The following is a 21,037-nucleotide window of genomic DNA, read 5'->3' as shown; positions in this document are numbered from 1 at the left end:
CTAGCGGGCCCCGGAGGACTCCAGCTCCCGGCTCTCCTCGACGGGTTCCTCGACGGGCCCCTCCACCGTCTTCCGCCTGCCGGGCAGCAGCAGCGCCACCACCAGCGTGCCGACGCCCAGGACCACGGCCCCGATCAGGCTGGTGTGCGCGACCGCGTCGGAGAAGGCGGACCCCACCGCGTCGGCCATCTGCCTCGCGCCGCCCCCGAGTTGCTCGGCCTGCGCCCGGAGCCGCTCCGCCTGCTGGGCATCGCCGGTGTGCGCGGCCTGCTCGGCGAGCTGCCGTGCCTTGTCGCCGATGCCGTGTGCGACGGCGTACCCGGCGCCGACGGAGTCCTGGGCCGTGGACAGGGAGGAGGCGGGGAGCTCGCTGCCGGCCGTCGCGTCCGAGAGGTGGCCCGAGTACGACGTCGCGAGCAGCGAGCCCAGGATGGCGATGCCGAGCGAGCCCCCGAGCTCCAGCGACGTGTCGTTCACCGCGCCGCCGACGCCCAGCTTCGACTCCGGGAACGCCCCCATGATGGCGTCCGTGCAGGGCGAGAGGGCGAGCCCGATCGACAGGCCGAGGACGACGAGGGGCGCGACGAAGTCGCCGTACGAGGAGGTGGCGTCGACCCGGGTGAGCAGCGCCAGGGCCGCAGTGCCGCCGACCATGCCGGCCGTGACGGTCCACTTCATGCCGACCCGGGGTGTGAGGAGGCCGGTGAGGGCGGCGCCCACGAACACGGCACCCGCCAGCGGCAGCATGCGCAGTCCCGTGTCCAGGGCGTCGTAGCCGAGGACGAACTGCAGGTGCTGGGTCAGGTAGTAGAAGGCGCCGAAGACGGCCAGGAAGAACAGGGCGACGGCGAGGTTGGAGCCGGCGAAGCCACGGTGGGTGAAGCGGCGGACGTCGAGCAGCGGGCGCGGGTGGCGCAGCTCCCACAGGACGAAGGCGACGAGCCCGGCTCCGGCGACGACCGCGGCGGTGACGGCCTTGACGCCCCAGCCGAAGTGCGGGCCCTCGATGATCATGTAGACCAGCGCGGCGATCCACACCACCGACAGCAGTCCGCCACCGTAGTCGATGCGCCCCCGGTCCGCGGCCTTGGACGGCGGTACGAGGACGAAGGCGCCGAGGAGGGCCAGGACCGCCACGGGGACGTTGATGAGGAACGTCGACGACCAGCCGTGATCCTCCAGCAGCGCCCCGGCGACCAGTGGCCCGGCCGCGATGGCGAGCCCGGCCGTTGCCGTCCACAGGGTGATGGCCTTGGCCCGTTCGGCGCGCGGGAAGGTCGCCGCGAGCAGGGACAGGGTGGCGGGCATGATCATCGCGGCGCCGGCGCCCATCACGGCCCGGGCGGCGATGACGGTCGCGGCGCTGTCGGCGAGGTAGCCGAAGACGGAGCCGCCCGCGAAGACCACCAGTCCGAGGACGAGCGCGCCCCGGCGGCTGTACTTGTCGCCGATCGCGCCGAGCAGCAGCATCAGCGCGGCGTACGGGACGGTGTAGCCGTCGATCACCCACTGAAGGTCGGCGCTGGTCAGACCGAGGTCCTCGGTCATGGCGGGCGCGGCGACGGTGAGGGCGGTGTTGGCCATCACGATGATCAGCAGGCTGAGGCAGAGCACCAGGAGCGCCCACCAGCGGCGTGCGTAGGGACGGTCCATCCTCTCGGCCGGTTGGTTCATGACGAGTCGCATGGCAGGGGTCGCCTTCCCGACTGGGTTTGCACATGGGTGTGCATTTACACAACGCCGTGCAATCTACGCCGTTGCACAGCGCTGTGCAACTCGATCCGGAAGGGGCACAATGACGTCCATGACCACGGGAACCAGCCGCGCCGACGCCAACCGGCGACGCATCCTCGACGTCGCCCTCGCCGAGCTGCTGCGCGACCCCGACGCGTCGATGGACCAGATCGCACGGGCCGCGGGCGTCGTACGGCGGACGGTGTACGGACACTTCCCGAGCCGCGAGGCACTGATCAGCACGCTCGTCGACGAGGCCGTCGAGGCGCTGTCGGCCGCGCACGCGGCGGGCCGCGAGGACGTGCGGGAACCCGCGGAGGCGGTGGCGCGCTCGGTGCTGGCGGTGTGGGAGATCGCCGACCGCTACCGGCTGCTGGTGGCGCTCGCCCAGCGCACGGTCACCATGCAGGGCATCCGCGAGCGGCTCGCGCCGGTCAGGCAGGAGAGCATCGGCTTGCTGCAGCGCGGGCTGGACGACGAGGTCTTCAGCTCACCGCTGCCGGCCCCGGCTCTGGCGTACGTGCACGAGCAGATGCTGTTCGCGGTGATGGAGGCGGTGAACGACGGTTTGCTGACAGCGCAGGAGGCGGGCCGCTGCGCCGCGGTCACCGTACTGACCGCGGCGGGCGTGCCCGCCTCGAAGGCCACCGAACTGGTGGCGAAGCTGAACGCTTGATTCGTCTGTGCGCTGTGGACCGGGCGGCTGAGCGTCGGGGGGACACCCAGCCGCCCGGATTCTGTGGGGGCGGCGCGGCCGTCAGGCCTTCGCCAGCTCCTTCTCGCCGCCCTGCTCGGGCACCTCGGCCCCGGCGTGGTCCTCCGCCGGGCCGCCGTGACCGTCGTCCAGCAGCGTCTTCTCGTCGAAGGGCAGCTGACCGGCGAGGACCTGGTTCACCCGGCCCTTGTCGATCTCCTTGGTCCAGGTGCCGATCAGCACGGTGGCCACGGCGTTTCCGGCGAAGTTGGTCAGGGCGCGGGCCTCGCTCATGAAGCGGTCGATGCCGACGATGAGGCCGATGCCGTCCACCAGGGCCGGCTTGTGCGACTGCAGACCACCGGCCAGGGTCGCGAGACCGGCGCCGGTGACACCGGCGGCACCCTTCGAGGCGACCAGCAGGAAGAGCAGCAGCGGGATCTGCTCGCCGATCGACATCGGCGTGCCCATGGCGTCGGCGATGAACAGCGAGGCCATGGTCATGTAGATCATGGTGCCGTCGAGGTTGAAGGAGTAGCCGGTCGGGACGGTGATGCCGACCACCGGCTTGCTGACGCCCAGGTGCTCCATCTTCGCGATGAGCCGCGGCAGCGCGGACTCGGACGAGGACGTGGAAAGGATCAGCAGGAACTCCCGGCCCAGGTACTTGAACAGCGAGAAGATGTTCAGGCCGGAGATGACGCGCAGCAGGGCGCCGAGCACGATGAAGACGAACAGGAAGCAGGTCACGTAGAAGCCGAGCATCAGCACGGCGAGGCTCTTGAGCGCCTCCAGACCGGCCGAGCCGGTGACGGCGGCGATGGCGCCGAAGGCACCGATCGGGGCGGCCCACATGACCATCGCGAGGATGCGGAAGACGAGCCGCTGGATGTGCTCGATGCCGCGCAGGATCGGCTGGCCGGCCGACCCCATGCCCTGCAGCGCGAAGCCCGCGAGCAGGGCGATCAGCAGCGTCTGCAGCACCGACTCGTTGGTGAAGGCGGAGACGATGGTCGTCGGGATGATGCCGAGCAGGAACTCCGTGGTGTCCTTGGCCTCGGAGTCGATCTGCGCGTGACCGGCGTCCTTGATCGCGTCGGTCACCGCGAGGCCGGTGCCCGGCTCCAGGATGTTGCCGACGACCAGGCCGATGCCCAGCGCGACCAGCGACATGACCATGAAGTAGCCCAGGGCGATGCCGCCCACGGCGCCGACCTTCGCGGCCTTGCGCACCGAGCCGATGCCCAGCACGATCGTGCAGAAGATGATCGGCGAGATCATCATCTTGATCAGGGCCACGAACCCGGTGCCGATCGGCTTCAGCCCGACAGCGAAGTCCGGTGCGGCCAGGCCCACCGCGATACCGGCGGCGACCGCGATGATCACCGCGATGTAGAGGTAGTGCGTGCGGTCCCGCTTGGGTTTGCGTGCGGCAGGTGCCGTATCGGCTGCGCTGGTCACGGCGGCCCTCCTTGACGACGTCGTCGGCATCACCGGCGTGCGGCTCACGTCCGGAAAAGACTCCGGGGAGACCCGGGAAACTCGGAGCGGGGCTCCCGGAGATGCGTTATGGGGAATGCCGTGACTATGTCCTGCCCTGTGAGCGCGGTCACCCTTCCGTTCATTTAGTTCACAATCAGCCACGGTGCAGACTGACGGCATGCGCTTCACCGTCCCCGGCCCCCGCAGTCTGGCGGGCCAGCTCTTCGCCATGCAGGCCGTGCTGATAGCGGTCGTCGTGGCCGGATACGCGCTGTTCTCCTACGTCAGCGATCGCAGCCAGGCCGAAGAGGCGGCCACGCGTCAGGCCAGGGCGGTGGCACGCTCGGTGGCCGATTCCCCGTCGGTGCTGGCGGCGACCCGCACCCCCGACCCGACCGCCGAGCTCCAGCCCTACGCGCTGAAGGTGATGCGGGACACCGAGGTCGACTTCATCACGATCATGGATCCGCGGGGCATCCGCTGGACGCACCCCGACCCGAAGCAGATCGGCCAGACCTTCCGGGGGCACACCGAGCGGGCCCTGAAGGGCGAGACCTTCACCGAGACGTACACGGGCACGCTCGGCCCGTCGGTCCGCGCGGTCACCCCGATCCGGGACGGCAGCAGGGTGGTCGGCCTGGTCAGCGCGGGGATCCGGGTCGAGCAGATCACCCAGCGGGTCCAGGACCAGTTGACGGCCCTGCTCGGCGTGGCGGCCGGCGCGCTGGTGCTGGGTGCGGTCGGCACGTACGTCATCAACGCCCGGCTGCGCCGCCACACCCACGGCATGAACGCGACCGAGCTCAGCCGGATGCACGACTACCATCAGGCGGCCCTGCACGCCGTGCGGGAGGGGCTGCTCATGCTGGACGGGCAGTACCGTGTGGCGCTGATCAACGACGGAGGCCGGGAGTTGCTCGGCGTGGCCGGGGACGTGGTGGGCAGGTCGGTGGCCGAACTGGGGCTGCCGGCCCCGCTGACGGGTGCCCTGCTCGCCTCGGAGCCACGCGTGGACGAGGTACACCTGACGGCGTCGCGGGTGCTGGTCGTCAACACCTCGCCGGTGTCGGGCGGGGAGCGGCGCGGTACCGTCGTCACCCTGCGCGATGTCACCGAACTCCAGTCGCTGATGGGTGAGTTGGACTCCGAGCGGGGCTTCACACAGGCGCTGCGCTCACAGGCGCACGAGGCGGCGAACCGGCTGCACACCGTCGTCTCACTGATCGAGCTGGGCCGGGCGGAGGAAGCGGTGGAGTTCGCGACGGCCGAGCTGGAGCTGGCGCAGGCACTGACCGACCAGGTCGTGGCGGCGGTGAGCGAACCGGTGCTGGCGGCGCTGCTGCTCGGCAAGACGGCCCAGGCGAACGAGCGGGGCGTGGAGCTGATGGTGTCGGAGGAGAGCAGTCTGGACGACGGCCTGCTGCCCGAGACCCTGCCGGCGCGGGATCTGGTGACCATCCTCGGCAACCTCATCGACAACGCCGTGGACGCGGCGCAGGGCAGCGCCCGGGCCCGCGTGACGGTCGCGGCCTACACCCGCGACCGCGGTGACGTCCCGGAACTGGTGCTGCGGGTCTCGGACACCGGCCCGGGCGTGGACCCCGAGCACGCCGAGGCGGTCTTCCAGCGCGGCTTCTCCACGAAGCCGGCGGGGCCGGGCGGGCGGGGGCTCGGGCTGGCGCTCGTCCGGCAGGCGGCTCAGCGGCACGGAGGCTCCCTGACCGTCGCGGAGGCCGACGGGGGCGGGGCGGAGTTCGAGGTACGGCTGCCGCTGCGGGAGCCGGGGACGGTGGACGGGAGCATCCCCTCAGGGGCCCCGACGGCCAGAGGTGCTGGAGGCGACGCATGACGAACAGCGAGAAGGCCATCCGGGTCCTGGTCGTGGAGGACGACCCGGTCGCCGCGGACGCGCATGTGCTGTACGTCGGCCGGGTGCCCGGGTTCGCGGCCGTGGGCAAGGCTCACTCGGGCGCGGAGGCCCGCCGGCTCCTGGAACGCACCCCGGTGGACCTCCTCCTGCTCGATCTGCACCTGCCGGACGGGCACGGACTGCACCTGGCCCGGTCCCTCAGGGCGGCCGGCCACCACGCGGACGTGATAGCGGTGACGTCGGCCCGCGACCTGACCGTCGTGCGCGAGGGCGTCTCGCTCGGCGTCGTGCAGTACGTCCTGAAGCCGTTCACCTTCGCGACCCTGCGGGACCGACTCGTGCGCTACGCCGAGTTCCACGCGGCGGTCGGCGAGGCGAGCGGTCAGGACGAGGTGGACCGGGCGCTCGCGGCCCTGCGCGCACCGGGCCCGGCCGCACTGCCCAAGGGGCTGAGCGCGCCGACGCTGGAGCGGGTGACGGTGGCATTGCGCGACAGCGCGGAGGGCCTGACGGCCGCCGGCGTCGCGGAGACGGTGGGCATCTCCCGGATCACGGCCCGCCGTTACCTGGAGCACCTGGTCGACGCGGGCCGCGCGGCACGCCGCCCGCAGTACGGCACGGTGGGCCGGCCGGAGCTGCAGTACCGCTGGGTCCCGGGACAGTGACGGCCCGTCGGCCGGGACGCCGTGATCCACCGCCGACCGTCTCGGCGCAGTGACGGCCCACGGGCCGGGACGCCGTGATCCGCCGCCCCGGCCGCCTCACGGCAGAGACGGCCCGCGGGCCCGGACCTCGTCCTCAGCCTGCCGGCTTCTCCGGGAGGACGCCCGCCCGGAACGGCTCGACACCCTCCAGCCTGCGCACCCGCGTCGGCTCGATCAGCAGCATCACCCGGCGCTCACCCGGCAGCAGCCACGGGTACCGGTCCTCGCCGAGGTACTTGCGCGCCAGCCGGTCCATCGCCCGTTCCGCGTCCTCGCCCTCCACGAACCGGACGACCCTGCCCCGGATCTCCGCGCGGTCGTACGGGTTCACAGGGTCGTGGTGGGACAGCGAAACGTACGGATTGCGCCGCAGATTCTCCTCCTTCACCCGCCCGACCGAGGTGTTGACCATGACGTACTCCCCTTCGATGTCCGCCCACATGGGCGACACCTGGGGTGCCCCGTCCGCCCCCACCGTCGCGAGGTGCCAGAAGTTCGGCGCGAGAAGACGCTCGCGAATATGCCCTTTGAGCTTGCCGTTCACGTGAGTCACTGCCTTTCCGGGCCCGTGATCACCGGACCCGGCGCCATCCTCGCCCGGCCGGCGGCCCGGCCGACAGACGATCTTCAGCCCCGGTCGAACCCGCCGGTAGCCGTAGCTTCCTACAATCCGTGATCCTGGCCGAACAGACCGTAGTCAGTGTGTTCCGGCCGTCCTAGCTTGTGAGCCGTGCGCCGACCTTCAGCCCGACCGAACCTGCCGTCTCCTTCTCCCCCCGCGCAGGCCACCCCCACGGCCCCGCCGTTCAACGCCCCCGCCGCCCGCCGGCTGCGCGCGGCCCTCGGCATGGCGCCCGAACACGTCGCCCACGGCATGCGCATCTCGTACGGGCATCCCCACATCACCCCGGACCACGTGATGGCCTGGGAACGCGGGGCCGCCGCCCCGACCGGCTCCGAACTCACCGCGCTCGCGGGCGTGCTGTGGTGCTCGCCCGCGGAACTGATCGGCAGACCGCGCACCCTGCGCGAACACCGCATCGCCCGCTGCCTCGCCCCGGAGGACGTGGCCCGGGCGGTGGGGCACGACGTGCACGCGTACCTGCGGATGGAGGAGACCGACACCTGGCGCGGCACGGAACGCCAGGCCGGCGCCCTCGCCGATCTGCTCGGGCTGACGCTGCCCGACTTCGTGTCCGTCACCGGTCGTGACGCCAAGCTGGGCGGACTGCTGCGCAGCGCGGCCACGACCCGCTGGCAGGCCTATGTCCGCCCGGTGGCCAAGCTCGTGCCCCTGGACCGCCGCTTCCTCGAGGCGGCTCTCCAGGGTCTGCACGAGGACTACCAGGGCCATATGGCAGCCACCCTGAGCTGGGGCGGCGGCAGGGGTGACGCGGGCGGCGCCGGCCAGGAGTTCCTGGACCGGATCGTGGAGCACTTCTGGACGAAGCTCCAGGACGGCACCGGCCCGGAGGCCGGTTAGAAGACCGACTCGGCCTCGTCCATGCGGTCCTTCGGCACCGTCTTCAGCTCGGTCACGGCCTCGGCGAGCGGGACCATCACGATGTCGGTCCCGCGCAGGGCGGTCATCATGCCGAACTGCTCCTGGTGCGCCGCCTCCACCGCGTGCCAGCCGAACCGCGTGGCGAGCACCCGGTCGTAGGCGGTCGGCACACCACCGCGCTGGACATGGCCGAGGATGACCGGCTTGGCCTCCTTGCCGAGCCGGCGCTCCAGCTCGTGGGCGAGGGCGGTGCCGATGCCCTGGAAGCGTTCGTGGCCGAACTTGTCTATGGCGCCCTTGACGTAGTCCATGGAGCCCTCGGCGGGGTGGGCGCCCTCGGCGACGCAGACCACCGCGAACTTCTTGCCGCGGGAGAAGCGCTCCTCGACCATCTTCACGAGGTCGGCCGGGTCGAAGGGCCGCTCCGGCAGACAGATCCCGTGCGCACCGGCCGCCATGCCGGACTCCAGGGCGATCCAGCCGGCGTGCCGGCCCATGACCTCCACGACCATCACCCGCTGGTGGGACTCGGCGGTGGTCTTCAGCCGGTCCATCGCCTCGGTGGCGACGCCCACCGCGGTGTCGAAACCGAAGGTACGGTCCGTGGAGGAGATGTCGTTGTCGATCGTCTTCGGGACACCCACGACGGGCAGGCCCGCGTCGCTCAGCATGCGCGCGGCCGTCAGCGTGCCCTCGCCGCCGATCGGGATCAGCGCGTCGATGCCGAACTGGTGGATCATGTCGGAGGCGTTCTCGCAGGCCTCGCGGAGGCGGTCGCGCTCCAGGCGGGACGACCCGAGGATCGTGCCGCCGCGGGCCAGGATGCCGCTGACGGACTCCAGGTCGAGGCTGCGGTAGCGGCCGTCCAGCAGACCGGCGTAGCCGTCCTCGAAGCCGATGACCTCGTCGCCGTAGTTGTCGACCGCCCGGTGCACGACCGACCGGATCACGGCGTTCAGGCCGGGGCAGTCGCCGCCTGCGGTGAGAACTCCGATACGCATCGTGCTGTGTCTCCTGCTCGCTGTTGACACCGGTGAGCCACTGCCGATTGTTTCACGCTCCACGACCGCTGCGGCACCCCGGCCTGACGGGCGCCTTATCTAGCGGCAGAGGTATTGTCAAGAGGGTTCTGCTCACCTCGGTGGGCGATTTTTGTGTCCCTGCCTGGATAGCAGTGGGGCGAGAGGCGTACCCCCATCCGAGACGAACGGAGAGCGCGCGTGACCCGCAGCGTGTACGTGACCGGCATCGACCGCGGCGACGGACGCCAGGTCGTCGAACTGGGGGTCATGGAGCTCCTCACCCGGCAGGTCGACCGGGTCGGCGTGTTCCGCCCCCTGGTCCACGACGGGCCCGACCGCCTCTTCGAGCTGCTGCGCGCCCGCTACCGGCTCACCCAGGACCCGTCGACCGTCTACGGCATGGACTACCACGAGGCGTCCGCCCTCCAGGCCGAGGCCGGCACCGACGAGCTGGTGTCCACCCTCGTCGACCGCTTCCACCTGGTCGCCCGGGACTACGACGTCGTGCTGGTCCTCGGCACCGACTACGCCGGAACCCAGCTCCCCGACGAGCTGTCGCTCAACGCCCGGCTGGCGAACGAGTTCGGCGCTTCCGTCATCCCCGTCGTCGGCGGCCGCAAGCAGACCGTCGAGTCCGTGCTCGCCGAGACGCGCAACGCCTACCGCGCCTACGCCACCCTGGGCTGCGACGTCCTGGCCATGGTCGCCAACCGGGTGGCCCGCGAGGACCGCGACGAGATCGCCGGCCAGCTCGACTCCCGGCTTCCCGTGCCCTGTTACGTCCTGCCCGACGAACCCGCGCTGTCCGCGCCGACCGTCTCGCAGATCGGCCACGCCCTCGGCGCCAAGGTGGTGCTCGGCGACGACTCCGGGCTCGCGCGGGACGTGCTCGGCTTCGTCTTCGGTGGTGCGATGCTGCCGAACTTCCTGGGCGCCCTGACCCCGGGCTGCCTGGTCGTCACCCCGGGCGACCGGGCCGACCTGGTCGTCGGCGCACTCGCCGCGCACAGCGCCGGCACCCCGCCGATAGCGGGCGTGCTGCTCACCCTGGACGAGGTGCCCGGCGACCACATCCTCACCCTCGCCGACCGCCTCGCCCCCGGCACGCCGGTGCTGTCGGTGGCCGGCACCAGCTTCCCCACCGCCGAGCAGCTGTTCTCCCTGGAGGGCAAGCTGAACGCGGCCACCCCGCGCAAGGCGGAGCGGGCCCTCGGCCTGTTCGAGCGGTACGCCGACACCGCCGACCTCGCCCGCCGGGTCTCCGCGCCGAGCAGCGACCGCGTCACGCCGATGATGTTCGAGCACAAGCTGCTGGAGCAGGCCCGTTCCGACCTGCGCCGGGTGGTGCTGCCCGAGGGAACCGAGGAGCGGGTGCTGCACGCCGCCGAGGTGCTGCTGCGCCGTGGCGTGTGCGAGCTGACCCTGCTCGGCCCGGCCGACCTGATCCGCAAGAAGGCCGCCGACCTCGGCATCGACCTCGGCGAGTCCCAGCTGATCGACCCGGCGACCTCCGAGCTGCGGGACACCTTCGCCGAGCAGTACGCGGCCCTGCGTGCCCACCGGGGCGTCACCGTGGAGCTGGCCTACGACGTCGTCTCCGACGTGAACTACTTCGGCACGCTCATGGTCCAGGAGGGCCTCGCCGACGGCATGGTCTCGGGCTCGGTCCACTCCACGGCCGCGACCATCCGCCCGGCCTTCGAGATCATCAAGACCAAGCCGGACGCGGACATCGTCTCGTCGGTGTTCTTCATGTGCCTGGCCGACAAGGTCCTCGTCTACGGCGACTGCGCGGTCAACCCGGACCCGAACGCCGAGCAGCTCGCCGACATCGCCATCCAGTCGGCGACCACGGCCGAGCAGTTCGGGGTGGAGCCGCGCATCGCGATGCTGTCGTACTCCACCGGAACCTCCGGTTCTGGTGCCGACGTCGACAAGGTCCGCGAGGCCACGGAGCTGGTCCGCTCCCGCCGCCCCGACCTGAAGATCGAGGGCCCGATCCAGTACGACGCCGCCGTGGAGCCGTCCGTCGCGGCGACCAAGCTGCCCGGTTCCGAGGTCGCCGGGCAGGCGAGCGTGCTGATCTTCCCCGACCTGAACACCGGCAACAACACCTACAAGGCCGTGCAGCGCTCGGCCGGCGCCATCGCCGTCGGTCCGGTGCTGCAGGGTCTGCGCAAGCCGGTCAACGACCTGTCCCGGGGCGCCCTCGTCCAGGACATCGTCAACACCGTCGCCATCACGGCGATCCAGGCCCAGTCCCCCGCCCCGTCCCCGAGCGAGAAGGCAACCGCCCAGTGAGCCCCACCCGCGTCCTCGTCCTCAACTCCGGTTCCTCCTCCCTGAAGTACCAGCTGCTCGACATGCGCGACAGCAGCCGGCTGGCGGTGGGCCTGGTGGAGCGCATCGGCGAGCAGACCTCCCGTCTGAAGCACGCTCCGGCCGGCGGCGAGAGCCGGGAGCGCGGCGGGGCGATCGCCGACCACGACGGCGCCCTGAAGGCCGTGGCCGAGGAGCTCGCCAAGGACGGCCTCGGTCTGGACTCACCTGAGCTGGCCGCGATCGGGCACCGGGTGGTGCACGGCGGCAAGTACTTCACCGAGCCGACCGTCATCGACGACGCCGTGCTCGCCGAGATCGAGCGGCTCATCCCCGTGGCGCCGCTGCACAACCCGGCCAACCTCACCGGGATCCGTACGGCGCAGGCGCTGCGGCCCGACCTGCCGCAGGTCGCCGTCTTCGACACCGCGTTCCACACGACGATGCCGGAGTCGGCCGCCCGCTACGCGATCGACGTCAGGACCGCCGACGAGCACCGCATCCGCCGCTACGGCTTCCACGGCACCTCGCACGCCTACGTCTCCCGGGCCACCGCCGAGCTGCTGGGCAAGGACCCGGCCGAGACGAACGTGATCGTGCTGCACCTGGGCAACGGGGCGTCCGCCTCGGCCGTGCGGGGCGGCCGCTGCGTGGACACCTCCATGGGGCTGACGCCTTTGGAGGGGCTCGTGATGGGTACGCGCTCCGGAGACATGGACCCGGCCGTCATCTTCCATTTGATGCGTGTTGGTGGAATGTCGGCCGACGAGATCGACACTCTTCTCAACAAGAAGAGCGGTCTGATCGGTCTGTGCGGCGACAACGACATGCGGGAGATCCGCCGTCGCGTCGACGAGGGCGACGAGCAGGCGGAGCTGGCGTTCGACATCTACATTCACCGCCTGAAGAAGTACATCGGGGCCTATTACGCCGTCCTCGGGCGGGTGGACGCGGTCGCCTTCACCGCGGGTGTGGGCGAGAACGCGGCTCCCGTGCGGGCGGCCGCCCTGGCGGGTCTGGAGGAGCTGGGCCTGGCCGTGGACGGCGAGCGCAACGCCGTGCGCGCCGACGAGGCCCGGCTGATCTCGCCCGACGGCGCCCGGGTCGCGGTGGCGGTGGTACCTACTGACGAGGAATTGGAGATCGCGACACAGACCTACGCGCTGGTAATTGGTTCGGGGAATCACACCTGAGCGGCATCCCGCCCTTTTGTATTTTCCGCCAGACGGAATATTCCCTTGCGAAACAAACCGATAGGATCGCCCCCATGCGCCGTTCGAAAATCGTCTGTACTCTCGGCCCCGCGGTCGACTCCCACGATCAGCTTGTCGCGTTGATCGAAGCCGGCATGAACGTGGCCCGCTTCAACTTCAGCCACGGCTCGCACGCCGAGCACCAGGGCCGGTACGACCGGGTCCGTGCCGCCGCCAAGGAGACCGGCCGGGCCATCGGTGTCCTCGCCGACCTCCAGGGCCCGAAGATCCGTCTGGAGACCTTCGCCGAGGGACCGGTGGAGCTGGTCCGCGGTGACGAGTTCACCATCACCACCGAGGACGTCCCGGGCGACAAGACGATCTGCGGGACGACCTACAAGGGCCTGCCCGGCGACGTCTCCCACGGGGACCAGATCCTCATCAACGACGGCAACGTCGAGCTGAAGGTCACCGACGTCAGCGGGCCGCGGGTGAAGACGATCGTCATCGAGGGCGGCGTCATCTCCGACCACAAGGGCATCAACCTGCCCGGCGCGGCCGTCAACGTGCCCGCCCTGTCCGAGAAGGACATCGAGGATCTCCGCTTCGCCCTCCGCATGGGCTGCGACCTCGTCGCGCTGTCCTTCGTCCGGGACGCCAAGGACGTCGCCGACGTGCACCGCGTCATGGACGAGGAGGGCCGCCGCGTCCCCGTCATCGCCAAGGTGGAGAAGCCGCAGGCGGTGCAGAACATGGAGGACGTCGTGATGGCGTTCGACGGTGTCATGGTCGCCCGCGGTGACCTGGCCGTCGAGTACCCGCTCGAGAAGGTCCCCATGGTGCAGAAGCGCCTGATCGAGCTGTGCCGGCGCAACGCCAAACCGGTGATCGTGGCGACCCAGATGATGGAGTCGATGATCACCAACTCCCGTCCGACCCGCGCCGAGGCCTCCGACGTGGCCAACGCGATCCTGGACGGCGCCGACGCGGTCATGCTGTCCGCCGAGTCGAGCGTGGGCGCGTACCCGATCGAGACGGTCAAGACGATGTCGAAGATCGTCGCCGCGGCCGAGCAGGAGCTGCTCTCCAAGGGCCTGCAGCCGCTCGTCCCGGGCAAGAAGCCGCGTACGCAGGGCGGTTCGGTGGCCCGGGCCGCGTGCGAGATCGCCGACTTCCTCGGCGGCCGGGGCCTGGTGGCCTTCACCCAGTCCGGCGACACGGCCCGCCGTCTGTCCCGCTACCGCGCGCAGCAGCCGATCATCGCCTTCACCACCGACGAGGGCACCCGCAACCAGATGGCGCTGAGCTGGGGCGTGGAGCCGCACGTGGTGCCGTTCGTGAACAGCACCGACGAGATGGTCGACCTGGTCGAGCAGGAGCTGGTGAAGCTGAACCGCTTCAACGACGGCGACATCGTGGTGATCACCGCCGGTTCGCCCCCCGGCGTTCCCGGCACCACCAACATGGTGCGGGTCCACCACCTGGGCGCGGCCAAGAGCTGATCCGCCAAGGGCCGTGAGGGCCCGTACACCGCCGAGGGCGCCCCCTGGGATCCAGGGGGCGCCCTCGGTGTGTGCGGCTCCCGAACGGGCTCGGAGGGGCGCTCAGTCGGTGGTGAAGTTGTGCAGCCCCGGCACGTGGAGGGTCCCGCCGAACTGGCCGGCCTGCTGGACCTTCACGTTGGTGAAGTAGATCAGCGGGATGTTCAGCGGCGGCGGGTGCTCCGGGTCGAACGTGATCGGGATGAGCCCCAGCAGGTTGCCGGAGATGCTCTCCGTGTACATCACCGTGTCGCCGTCGCGGATCGTGGACGTCGAGCCCTTGGCCGCCTGCACGTGGTAGGTCTTGCCGGACTGCTTGTCCTTGACGGTCTGGTGCAGGTCGCCGATGTCGGTGCCGCCGGATATGACGTACTTGAGCACCTTCTTGGTGGTGCCGTTGGCGGTGCGCACCTCGACGACGCCCTTGTAGTCGGCGCCCTTCAGCGTCAGCGAGCTGGCGTTGAGGAACCACGGGTCGTCGGGCAGCGGCACCTTGTTGTCGACACCGCCCTCGGCGTCGGTGGCGGCCGGGCAGTCGTCGGCGTCCGTGGTGGCGCTCGGCGAGGGGCTGGGCGAGGCGGTGGCCTCCTTCGCCTTCTCCGCCGCGTCCTCGGCCGCCTTCTCGACGGCCCTGGTGGTGTCCTCCACCGTCTTGCCGGTGTCCTTCACCGTGTCGGACGCCTTGCCGGTGCTGTCCTTGACGGTGTCCTCGACCGTGTCGGCGGCCTTCTCGGTCGCGTCCTGCCCGGCACCGGAGGTGTCCTCGGCCGGCTTCTCGGTGCTCTCCGACGCCGAGGCGGAAGGGGCCGGGCTGGGGCTCTCCTCCTCCTTGTTCCCGCCGTTGAAGATGCCGCCGATCGCGTCGCCGATGTCCTCCAGGACGTTGCCGCCGCTCTCGGAGGGCGAGGGGGACGGCGTGGCCTCCTCCTCGTCGCCCGCGGCGGGCGCGCTCGTGGACGGGGTCGGCTTCGGCTCGGCCTCGTCGTCGGAACCTGAATCCGACGAAGGGGAACCGCCGTTGTTCGCCTCCGTACCACCCGAGGGGGACGGCTTCGGGGCGGTGTCGCCCTGGTCGTCCTTCTCCTCCGTCGCGCCGTCGCTCGCCGAGGGGGACGGCGTGGGCGAGGCGGAGTCGTCCTTGGAGTCCTTGGAGTCCTTGGAGTCCTTGTCGGCGTCCTCGAGGGCCGCCACACAGTCCTTGTACTCGTCGGCCGTCAGGCTCTTGGAGGTCGGCGCCGCCGGGGTGTCGCTGTCGGCGATGGCGAGCGTCGACGTGAAGCCCATGCCCATGAGCACCGCCGTCGGCATCGCCGCCATGGCTATCGCCTTGCCGGCCGGCCTGTTGAACCTGGTGAACAGCGGCTTCTTGGGTGCCGCGTGGCGCGGCCCGGTTCTCACACGGGACGCCTCCACACCTGCCCCGTGGGTCACCTCGTCAGCCGGCACTGTGCCTCCCGTTCGCCCCGTTGGCCGGGTTCGTTCCTGACAGATCGTTCGGCCCGTCCACCCCGTCCACCGGCCGCAGCGCCGCGGTGTCGTGGTCCTTGGCCTCGGGAGCCCCGTCGACGCCCGTGCTGGCCATGGCGGCGGGCTGTCCCGCGGGCGGTGCGCCCGGCGCCCACGCCACGGCCATCGCCCCGCCCACGAGGGCCAGGAGGAAGCCGATGAGGAAGCCGCCGAGGTTGGACACGGGGATGGACACCAGCGCCAGCAGGATCGCCGCGACTCCCGCGAAGACGCGGACGTGCTTCTGGAACCAGAGGCTGACGCCCAGTACGACGAGCAGCACGCCGATGATCAGGGACCCGGCACCCGCGGTGGTCGCCATCGCCAGCGTCAGGTGACCGATCTGGAGGTTCGCGTACGGGAAGTAGGCGATGGGCAGTCCACTGAGAAGGACGAACAGCCCGGCCCAGAACGGCCGCTCACCCCGCCAGGCGCGGAACTGCTGCCTCCGGACGGTGAACTGGCCGGTGGCGGCAGGAGTCTCGGCGCTCATGGAAAAACAGCTCCCTGGTACAGCGTTGCTGTGGTGGTGATGTGGACCGCGCGTGAAGGCGCGGCCGGAAGGTGGACGGGCGGGGGCGCCACCGGCTCCCCCGCCCGTCATCGAGTGCTTAGTAGCACTCCTTGACACCCGTCGACAGCGACATCTTCAGGCCGCTGAGCTTGAAGGTTCCGGCGGTGGTCGCCCACGCCGTCTGCTTCACGTCGGTCAGGGTCGCCCTGTCCGCCTGCTGGGCGAAGCCGTACGGGTTGGTCGTCTCGCCCTTCCGCATGGCCGGACCCTTGTTGGCGTCCTTGGCGGCCACACCGATGTCGATGTTCTCGAACGTCGCATCGGCGCTGAGGTCGGCGACGTCGATGTAGAGGTTCTGGGCCTCCACCGGCTTCGCACCCTGACCCGCACGCAGGATGAGGCTGACGTTCCCGAGCACCGGAATGTTCGGGGTGACGACCGACTGGCACAGGTTCTTGATCGTCGCCGACTTGAACGACGAGACCGCGACCGGGTGCACCGACTTCTTGCCGTCGAGCGTGTACCCCTCGTCGAGGGCGCCGTACTGCGAGAAGCCCTCACCGACGAGCTGGTCGGTCGTGACCTTGAACGACTGACCGGAGACGCTGAACGACGCGGCGAGAGCGCCCTGCGCGAGGGCGACACCTATCGCAGCCGTGGCGGCGACGCTGGGCACCATGACCACAGCGAACCGCTTCCATCTGGTCCCGCCACGCACCTGGGACTCCATATTTCCTCCTTCTCGGACGTACATCTCCTGTCCTGGCTCGCCCCGATTGGCGGCTCAGCCGGACAGGGATGGGAGAAGTGCTACGTCCTCGGGAAGGAGAGCGCCTGCACTCGGCGGCGCAACTGCGCCCGAATCACCGGCGATCACCCCCGAGCGACAACCACTGGTCGCGCCTGACACGCATCACGCACAACCCTGCTGGACAGGCTTCGCCGGAAGGGCGAAGACCCCCCTGTCCAAGAGCCGGCGCCACTGCCGCCGGCTCTGCTCGGTGGGGACCCAGGTTGTCCCGCGACCCAACCGGCTGCCGGGGTACGGGAATGGACCGAGCGTGGCCGATCGTGGTGCATTCTCGCCGCCCGCACAAGGGGGTTCGTTACTCGCTAGTAACGGCCGGATAACCGAACAACGACCCATCGGTCTCGGTCGGCGACTCAGGGTGGTGCCGGACGGCGGTACAAAGCTGTTGATCGATGGACAGAAACCGACAGATCAACGGCTGTGACTTACTCGTAGTAACAGCGGCCGCGATTACCAAGTTTTGGTAAAGCGCGGCCGCAGTGACCTGTTCTGGGCAAACTTTTCACGCGGGCACCACATGCCCGCGCGTTTAACGACTGGTCAGAACAGGGCGCGCGCCAGGGCCCTGCGGGCCGCGATCACGCGGGGGTCGTCGGGACCGACGACCTCGAACAGCTCCAGCAGCCGCACGCGTACGGTGTCACGGTCGTCACCCACCGTGCGCTGCACGGTCTCGATGAGCCGGCCGAACGCGTCCTCGACGTGGCCGCCCACCAGATCCAGGTCGGCCGCGGCGATCTGCGCCTGCACGTCGGCCGGCTTGTCGGCCGCGTCCCGGCGCACCTGCTGCGGGTCGACGCCCTGCACCCGCTGGAGCAACTCGGCCTGCGCGAGGCCCAGTTTGGCCTCTTCGTTGCCCGGGTCCTCGTTCAGTACGTTCTTGTACGCCTGGACGGCACCGGACAGATCGCCCGAATCCAGCGCCTGCACGGCGGCCTCGAGGAGACCGTCGTGAGGGCCGGCCGGCCGCTCCGGAGCCGCCTGGGCACCGCCCGGATCGGCCTCGGGGTCGACGGTGAGGCCGGTCAGACCGAAGCGCTGCTCGCCGACCTGTACCAGCTGGTCGAGGGTCTCCCGGATCTGGGCCTCGCCGGCCGCCCCCTGGAAGAGCGGCAGCGCCTGCCCCGCGACGACCGCGAACACCGCGGGGATTCCCTGGATGCCGAACTGCTGCATCAGCATCTGGTTGGCGTCGACGTCGATCTTGGCGAGCAGGAAGCGGCCGTTGTACTCGACGGCCAGCCGCTCCAGGACCGGGCTGAGCTGCTTGCAGGGCTCACACCACTCGGCCCAGAAGTCGATGACGACGGGCACCTCGGCGGAACGCTGCAGGACGTCCCTCTCGAACCCCGCCTCATCGACGTCGATGACGAGGTCGGCCGGGGAGATCGCCCCCGTCCCGCCCTCCCGGGCTGCTTGCGCGCGCGCCTGCTCCGCCTTCGCCTTGGCCTCCTGGGCCGCCTTCACCGCGGCGAGGTCGACGACTCCGCTCATGGACATGTTCCGTGGCTGCATGCGCCTATCCTCCCCCTTACGGTGCGCGCGCGTGAAAAACGGTGTGAAAGCAGGGCCGGTCCGTGCCCTTGGCGCCGGGTCCCCACCCCACGCCTGGTGTACCGAGGCCCGTGTACGTCCCTCACGGGCTTTCGCTACGAGTCGTAGCGTAATGCCACCCGGAGGCTCCGGGACACCACCCCCCGGTGATCTCCCTCACGGGGTCGCGTGGGAACCGCCGGTTTATGGTCGGGACATGCACAGTCGCAGCCCAGCCGGCCGTTCCGGGCGCCCGCGCAGCGCCGAGGCGGACGCCGCGATCCTGGCCGCGACCCGTGAGGCGCTGGTGGAGCTGGGCTGGTCCAAGCTCACCCTGGGAGACGTGGCGACCCGAGCCGGGGTTGCCAAGACGACGCTCTACCGCCGCTGGGCGGGCAAGAACGAACTGGTCGTCGACGCCGTGGCCGAGCTGTTCGACGCACTGGAGCTCCCCGACTGCGGCTCGCTGGCCGCCGACATCGAGGGCGTGGTGCTGCAGTTCGCCGCGATCCTTGCGCTGCCGGAGGCGAAGAGCGGCCTGATGGCGGTCGTGGCGGAGGCCACCCGCGACGAGGCCCTGCGCGAACGCATCCGCGCGTCCGTGGTCGACCGGCAGAAGAGGCTGGTCCTGGAAGGCCGTGCCCGGGCCCAGGTGCGGGGCGAGCTCCCGGCGGAGGAGGACCCCGAGTCGGCCGCCCGCACGGTGGACCTGATCTTCGACATGGTGGCGGGTGCGGTGGTGCACCGCACCCTGGTGAGCGCGGAACCGGCCGACGAGGAGTGGGTCCGCAGCTTCACCAGGGTGCTGTTGCAGGGGCTGGGGTCGTAGCCCCTCAGAAGCCGGCCGGCTCCGTGTACACGCCCCACTCGTCGCGGAGCACCCCGCAGATCTCCCCGAGCGTCGCCTCCGCGCGGACGGCGTCCAGCATCGGCTCGATCATGTTGGCGCCGCTGCGGGCGGCGGCCAGCATGGCGTCGAGTGCGGTGCGCACCGCGGCGTCGTCACGCGCCGCCCTGCGCCCGCCCAGCGTCCGGACCTGCTCGCGCTCGACCTCGTGGCTGACCCGCAGGATCTCCAGGTCCCCGGTGACCGACCCGTCGTGGCAGTTCACACCGACGACCCGCTTGTCGCCCTTCTCCAGCGCCTGCTGGTAGCGGAACGCCGACTCGGCGATCTCCCCGGTGAACCAGCCGTCCTCGATGCCGCGCAGGATCCCGGAGGTGATCGGGCCGATGGGGTGCTTCCCGTCGGGGTGCGCCCGCAGACCGCGCTCCTTGATCTGCTCGAAGATCTTCTCCGCGTCCGCCTCGATGCGGTCGGTGAGCTGCTCGATGTACCAGGAGCCGCCCAGCGGGTCGGCCACGTTGGCGACGCCGGTCTCCTCCATCAGCACCTGCTGCGTGCGCAGCGCGATCTCCGCGGCCTGCTCGCTCGGCAGGGCGAGGGTCTCGTCGAGCGCGTTGGTGTGCAGCGAGTTCGTCCCGCCGAGCACGGCCGCCAGCGCCTCCACGGCCGTCCGTACGACGTTGTTGTACGGCTGCTGCGCGGTGAGGGAGACGCCCGCGGTCTGTGTGTGGAAGCGGAGCCACTGGGCCTTCTCCGACTTCGCCCCGTAGACGTCGCGCATCCAGCGGGCCCAGATCCGGCGGGCCGCGCGGAACTTGGCGATCTCCTCGAAGAAGTCGACGTGCGCGTCGAAGAAGAAGGACAGACCGGGGGCGAAGACGTCCACGTCCAGCCCGCGCGACAGGCCCAGCTCCACGTACCCGAAGCCGTCCGCCAGCGTGTACGCCAGCTCCTGCGCGGCCGTCGCCCCGGCCTCGCGGATGTGGTAGCCGGAGACGGACAGCGGCTTGTAGGCGGGGATGCCGGCCGCGCAGTGCTCCATGAGGTCACCGATGAGCCGCAGGTGCGGCTCGGGCTGGAAGAGCCACTCCTTCTGGGCGATGTACTCCTTGAAGATGTCCGTCTGGAGCGTGCCGTTGAGGACGGACGGGTCGACGCCCTGCCGTTCGGCGGCGACCAGGTACATGCAGAAGACGGGTACGGCCGGGCCGCTGATGGTCATCGACGTCGTGACGTCACCGAGCGGGATGCCCTTGAACAGGACCTCCATGTCGGCCGCCGAGTCGATGGCGACACCGCAGTGCCCGACCTCGCCGAGCGAACGCGGGTCGTCGGAGTCGCGCCCCATGAGGGTCGGCATGTCGAAGGCGACCGAGAGCCCGCCTCCGCCGTTGCGGAGGATCATCTTGTAGCGCTCGTTGGTCTGCTCGGCGTTGCCGAACCCGGCGAACTGCCGGATGGTCCACGTCCGCCCCCGGTAGCCGGTCGCGTACAGGCCCCGGGTGAAGGGGTACTCCCCCGGCCAGCCGATCCGGTCGAACCCCTCGTAGGTGTCACCGGGCCGCGGCCCGTACACCGGCTCCACGGGGTCGCCGGAGAGCGTGGTGAAGTCGGCCTCGCGCTTGCGTGCGGCGTCGTACCGGGCCTGCCAGCGGCGGCGGCCCTCCTCGATGGCGTCAGCGTCCATACCCTCGAATTTACTTGGACGTCCTAGTAAATGTCGATGGCCGGCGGGAGTGACCTGGCGAACGGGTGAAGGCGGC

The 21,037-nt window shown here is 70.6% G+C and carries 17 protein-coding genes; 8 read left to right on the top strand and 9 right to left on the bottom strand.

Features of this window, described 5'->3' with window-relative positions; genetic code table 11:
• Window positions 1-1,686 (bottom strand): MFS transporter, encoded by a 1,686-nt coding sequence (locus ACIQU3_RS19865; protein ID WP_403926721.1) that lies wholly within the window; start codon window positions 1,684-1,686, stop codon window positions 1-3.
• A gap of 109 nt (window positions 1,687-1,795) precedes the next feature.
• On the opposite strand from ACIQU3_RS19865, the gene ACIQU3_RS19860 reads away from it, so the two are divergent.
• Complete coding sequence (locus ACIQU3_RS19860; RefSeq protein ID WP_403926719.1) at window positions 1,796-2,410, top strand: TetR/AcrR family transcriptional regulator; 615 nt, start codon at window positions 1,796-1,798, stop codon at window positions 2,408-2,410.
• A gap of 81 nt (window positions 2,411-2,491) precedes the next feature.
• On the opposite strand, the gene ACIQU3_RS19855 is transcribed toward ACIQU3_RS19860, so the two are convergent.
• Complete coding sequence (locus ACIQU3_RS19855) at window positions 2,492-3,889, bottom strand: cation:dicarboxylate symporter family transporter (RefSeq protein WP_403744123.1); 1,398 nt, start codon at window positions 3,887-3,889, stop codon at window positions 2,492-2,494.
• A 199-nt stretch (window positions 3,890-4,088) separates the two neighbouring features.
• Between ACIQU3_RS19855 and ACIQU3_RS19850 the strand changes: the two genes are divergently transcribed.
• On the top strand, window positions 4,089-5,759 hold the full coding sequence (locus ACIQU3_RS19850) for an ATP-binding protein (RefSeq protein ID WP_403926717.1): 1,671 nt from the start codon (window positions 4,089-4,091) through the stop codon (window positions 5,757-5,759).
• Window positions 5,756-6,445, top strand: a complete 690-nt coding sequence (locus ACIQU3_RS19845; protein WP_403744127.1) for a response regulator — start codon at window positions 5,756-5,758, stop codon at window positions 6,443-6,445. The genes ACIQU3_RS19850 and ACIQU3_RS19845 overlap by 4 nt, the downstream gene beginning before the upstream one ends.
• Window positions 6,446-6,578: 133 nt before the next feature.
• On the opposite strand, the gene ACIQU3_RS19840 is transcribed toward ACIQU3_RS19845, so the two are convergent.
• Window positions 6,579-7,037 carry a PPOX class F420-dependent oxidoreductase gene (locus tag ACIQU3_RS19840; RefSeq protein ID WP_403926715.1) on the bottom strand — a complete coding sequence of 153 codons (459 nt, stop codon included), beginning with the start codon at window positions 7,035-7,037 and terminating at the stop codon, window positions 6,579-6,581.
• A 177-nt stretch (window positions 7,038-7,214) separates the two neighbouring features.
• Here ACIQU3_RS19840 and ACIQU3_RS19835 point away from each other — a divergent pair, with 177 nt between their 5' ends.
• On the top strand, window positions 7,215-7,967 hold the full coding sequence (locus ACIQU3_RS19835; RefSeq protein WP_403744131.1) for an XRE family transcriptional regulator: 753 nt from the start codon (window positions 7,215-7,217) through the stop codon (window positions 7,965-7,967).
• Here ACIQU3_RS19835 and ACIQU3_RS19830 read toward each other — a convergent pair.
• On the bottom strand, window positions 7,964-8,989 hold the full coding sequence (locus ACIQU3_RS19830; protein WP_403744133.1) for an ATP-dependent 6-phosphofructokinase: 1,026 nt from the start codon (window positions 8,987-8,989) through the stop codon (window positions 7,964-7,966). The genes ACIQU3_RS19835 and ACIQU3_RS19830 overlap by 4 nt on opposite strands.
• Window positions 8,990-9,208: 219 nt before the next feature.
• Here ACIQU3_RS19830 and pta point away from each other — a divergent pair, with 219 nt between their 5' ends.
• The 3 genes from pta to pyk all read left to right on the top strand — a co-directional run bounded on the left by pta (window position 9,209) and on the right by pyk (window position 14,024).
• Window positions 9,209-11,311, top strand: a complete 2,103-nt coding sequence (gene pta, locus ACIQU3_RS19825; protein WP_403744135.1) for a phosphate acetyltransferase — start codon at window positions 9,209-9,211, stop codon at window positions 11,309-11,311.
• On the top strand, window positions 11,308-12,522 hold the full coding sequence (locus ACIQU3_RS19820; protein WP_403744137.1) for an acetate kinase: 1,215 nt from the start codon (window positions 11,308-11,310) through the stop codon (window positions 12,520-12,522). The genes pta and ACIQU3_RS19820 overlap by 4 nt, the downstream gene beginning before the upstream one ends.
• A gap of 74 nt (window positions 12,523-12,596) precedes the next feature.
• On the top strand, window positions 12,597-14,024 hold the full coding sequence (gene pyk / locus ACIQU3_RS19815; RefSeq protein ID WP_403744139.1) for a pyruvate kinase: 1,428 nt from the start codon (window positions 12,597-12,599) through the stop codon (window positions 14,022-14,024).
• A gap of 102 nt (window positions 14,025-14,126) precedes the next feature.
• Here pyk and ACIQU3_RS19810 read toward each other — a convergent pair whose 3' ends face one another.
• The 4 genes from ACIQU3_RS19810 to ACIQU3_RS19795 all read right to left on the bottom strand — a co-directional run bounded on the left by ACIQU3_RS19810 (window position 14,127) and on the right by ACIQU3_RS19795 (window position 18,409).
• On the bottom strand, window positions 14,127-15,509 hold the full coding sequence (locus ACIQU3_RS19810; RefSeq protein WP_403926712.1) for a hypothetical protein: 1,383 nt from the start codon (window positions 15,507-15,509) through the stop codon (window positions 14,127-14,129).
• Window positions 15,499-16,062, bottom strand: a complete 564-nt coding sequence (locus ACIQU3_RS19805; protein ID WP_403744142.1) for a DUF6114 domain-containing protein — start codon at window positions 16,060-16,062, stop codon at window positions 15,499-15,501. The genes ACIQU3_RS19810 and ACIQU3_RS19805 overlap by 11 nt, the downstream gene beginning before the upstream one ends.
• A 118-nt stretch (window positions 16,063-16,180) precedes the next feature.
• The gene (locus ACIQU3_RS19800) at window positions 16,181-16,813 is read right to left on the bottom strand and encodes a DUF6230 family protein (RefSeq protein WP_403744144.1); all 633 of its coding nucleotides are present in this window, start codon (window positions 16,811-16,813) and stop codon (window positions 16,181-16,183) included.
• A 621-nt stretch (window positions 16,814-17,434) separates the two neighbouring features.
• Window positions 17,435-18,409: a tetratricopeptide repeat protein gene (locus tag ACIQU3_RS19795; protein WP_403744146.1), complete on the bottom strand. Its 975-nt coding sequence runs from the start codon at window positions 18,407-18,409 to the stop codon at window positions 17,435-17,437.
• A gap of 235 nt (window positions 18,410-18,644) precedes the next feature.
• On the opposite strand from ACIQU3_RS19795, the gene ACIQU3_RS19790 reads away from it, so the two are divergent.
• Window positions 18,645-19,256 (top strand): TetR/AcrR family transcriptional regulator, encoded by a 612-nt coding sequence (locus ACIQU3_RS19790; RefSeq protein ID WP_403744148.1) that lies wholly within the window; start codon window positions 18,645-18,647, stop codon window positions 19,254-19,256.
• 4 nt (window positions 19,257-19,260) lie between these two features.
• Here the strand turns inward: ACIQU3_RS19790 and ACIQU3_RS19785 are convergent, their stop codons facing one another.
• Window positions 19,261-20,961, bottom strand: a complete 1,701-nt coding sequence (locus ACIQU3_RS19785; protein ID WP_403926709.1) for a methylmalonyl-CoA mutase — start codon at window positions 20,959-20,961, stop codon at window positions 19,261-19,263.
• Window positions 20,962-21,037 lie beyond the last annotated feature (76 nt).

It is taken from the genome of Streptomyces sp. NPDC101110, assembly GCF_044759525.1.
GTDB lineage: Bacteria > Actinomycetota > Actinomycetes > Streptomycetales > Streptomycetaceae > Streptomyces.
The sequence above is the reverse complement of the archived record's forward strand: the minus strand, read 5'-3'. Positions and strand labels throughout refer to the sequence as shown.

Bases quoted from the DNA above. Each gene is read 5' to 3' on its own strand.
- ACIQU3_RS19865 (WP_403926721.1), bottom strand. From the start codon at position 1,686: ATGCGACTCGTCATGAACCAACCGGCCGAGAGGATGGACCGTCCCTAC.
- ACIQU3_RS19860 (WP_403926719.1), top strand. From the start codon at position 1,796: ATGACGTCCATGACCACGGGAACCAGCCGCGCCGACGCCAACCGGCGA.
- ACIQU3_RS19850 (WP_403926717.1), top strand. From the start codon at position 4,089: ATGCGCTTCACCGTCCCCGGCCCCCGCAGTCTGGCGGGCCAGCTCTTC.
- ACIQU3_RS19845 (WP_403744127.1), top strand. From the start codon at position 5,756: ATGACGAACAGCGAGAAGGCCATCCGGGTCCTGGTCGTGGAGGACGAC.
- ACIQU3_RS19830 (WP_403744133.1), bottom strand. From the start codon at position 8,989: ATGCGTATCGGAGTTCTCACCGCAGGCGGCGACTGCCCCGGCCTGAAC.
- pyk (WP_403744139.1), top strand. From the start codon at position 12,597: ATGCGCCGTTCGAAAATCGTCTGTACTCTCGGCCCCGCGGTCGACTCC.
- ACIQU3_RS19805 (WP_403744142.1), bottom strand. From the start codon at position 16,062: ATGAGCGCCGAGACTCCTGCCGCCACCGGCCAGTTCACCGTCCGGAGG.
- ACIQU3_RS19800 (WP_403744144.1), bottom strand. From the start codon at position 16,813: ATGGAGTCCCAGGTGCGTGGCGGGACCAGATGGAAGCGGTTCGCTGTG.
- ACIQU3_RS19795 (WP_403744146.1), bottom strand. From the start codon at position 18,409: ATGCAGCCACGGAACATGTCCATGAGCGGAGTCGTCGACCTCGCCGCG.
- ACIQU3_RS19790 (WP_403744148.1), top strand. From the start codon at position 18,645: ATGCACAGTCGCAGCCCAGCCGGCCGTTCCGGGCGCCCGCGCAGCGCC.
- ACIQU3_RS19785 (WP_403926709.1), bottom strand. From the start codon at position 20,961: ATGGACGCTGACGCCATCGAGGAGGGCCGCCGCCGCTGGCAGGCCCGG.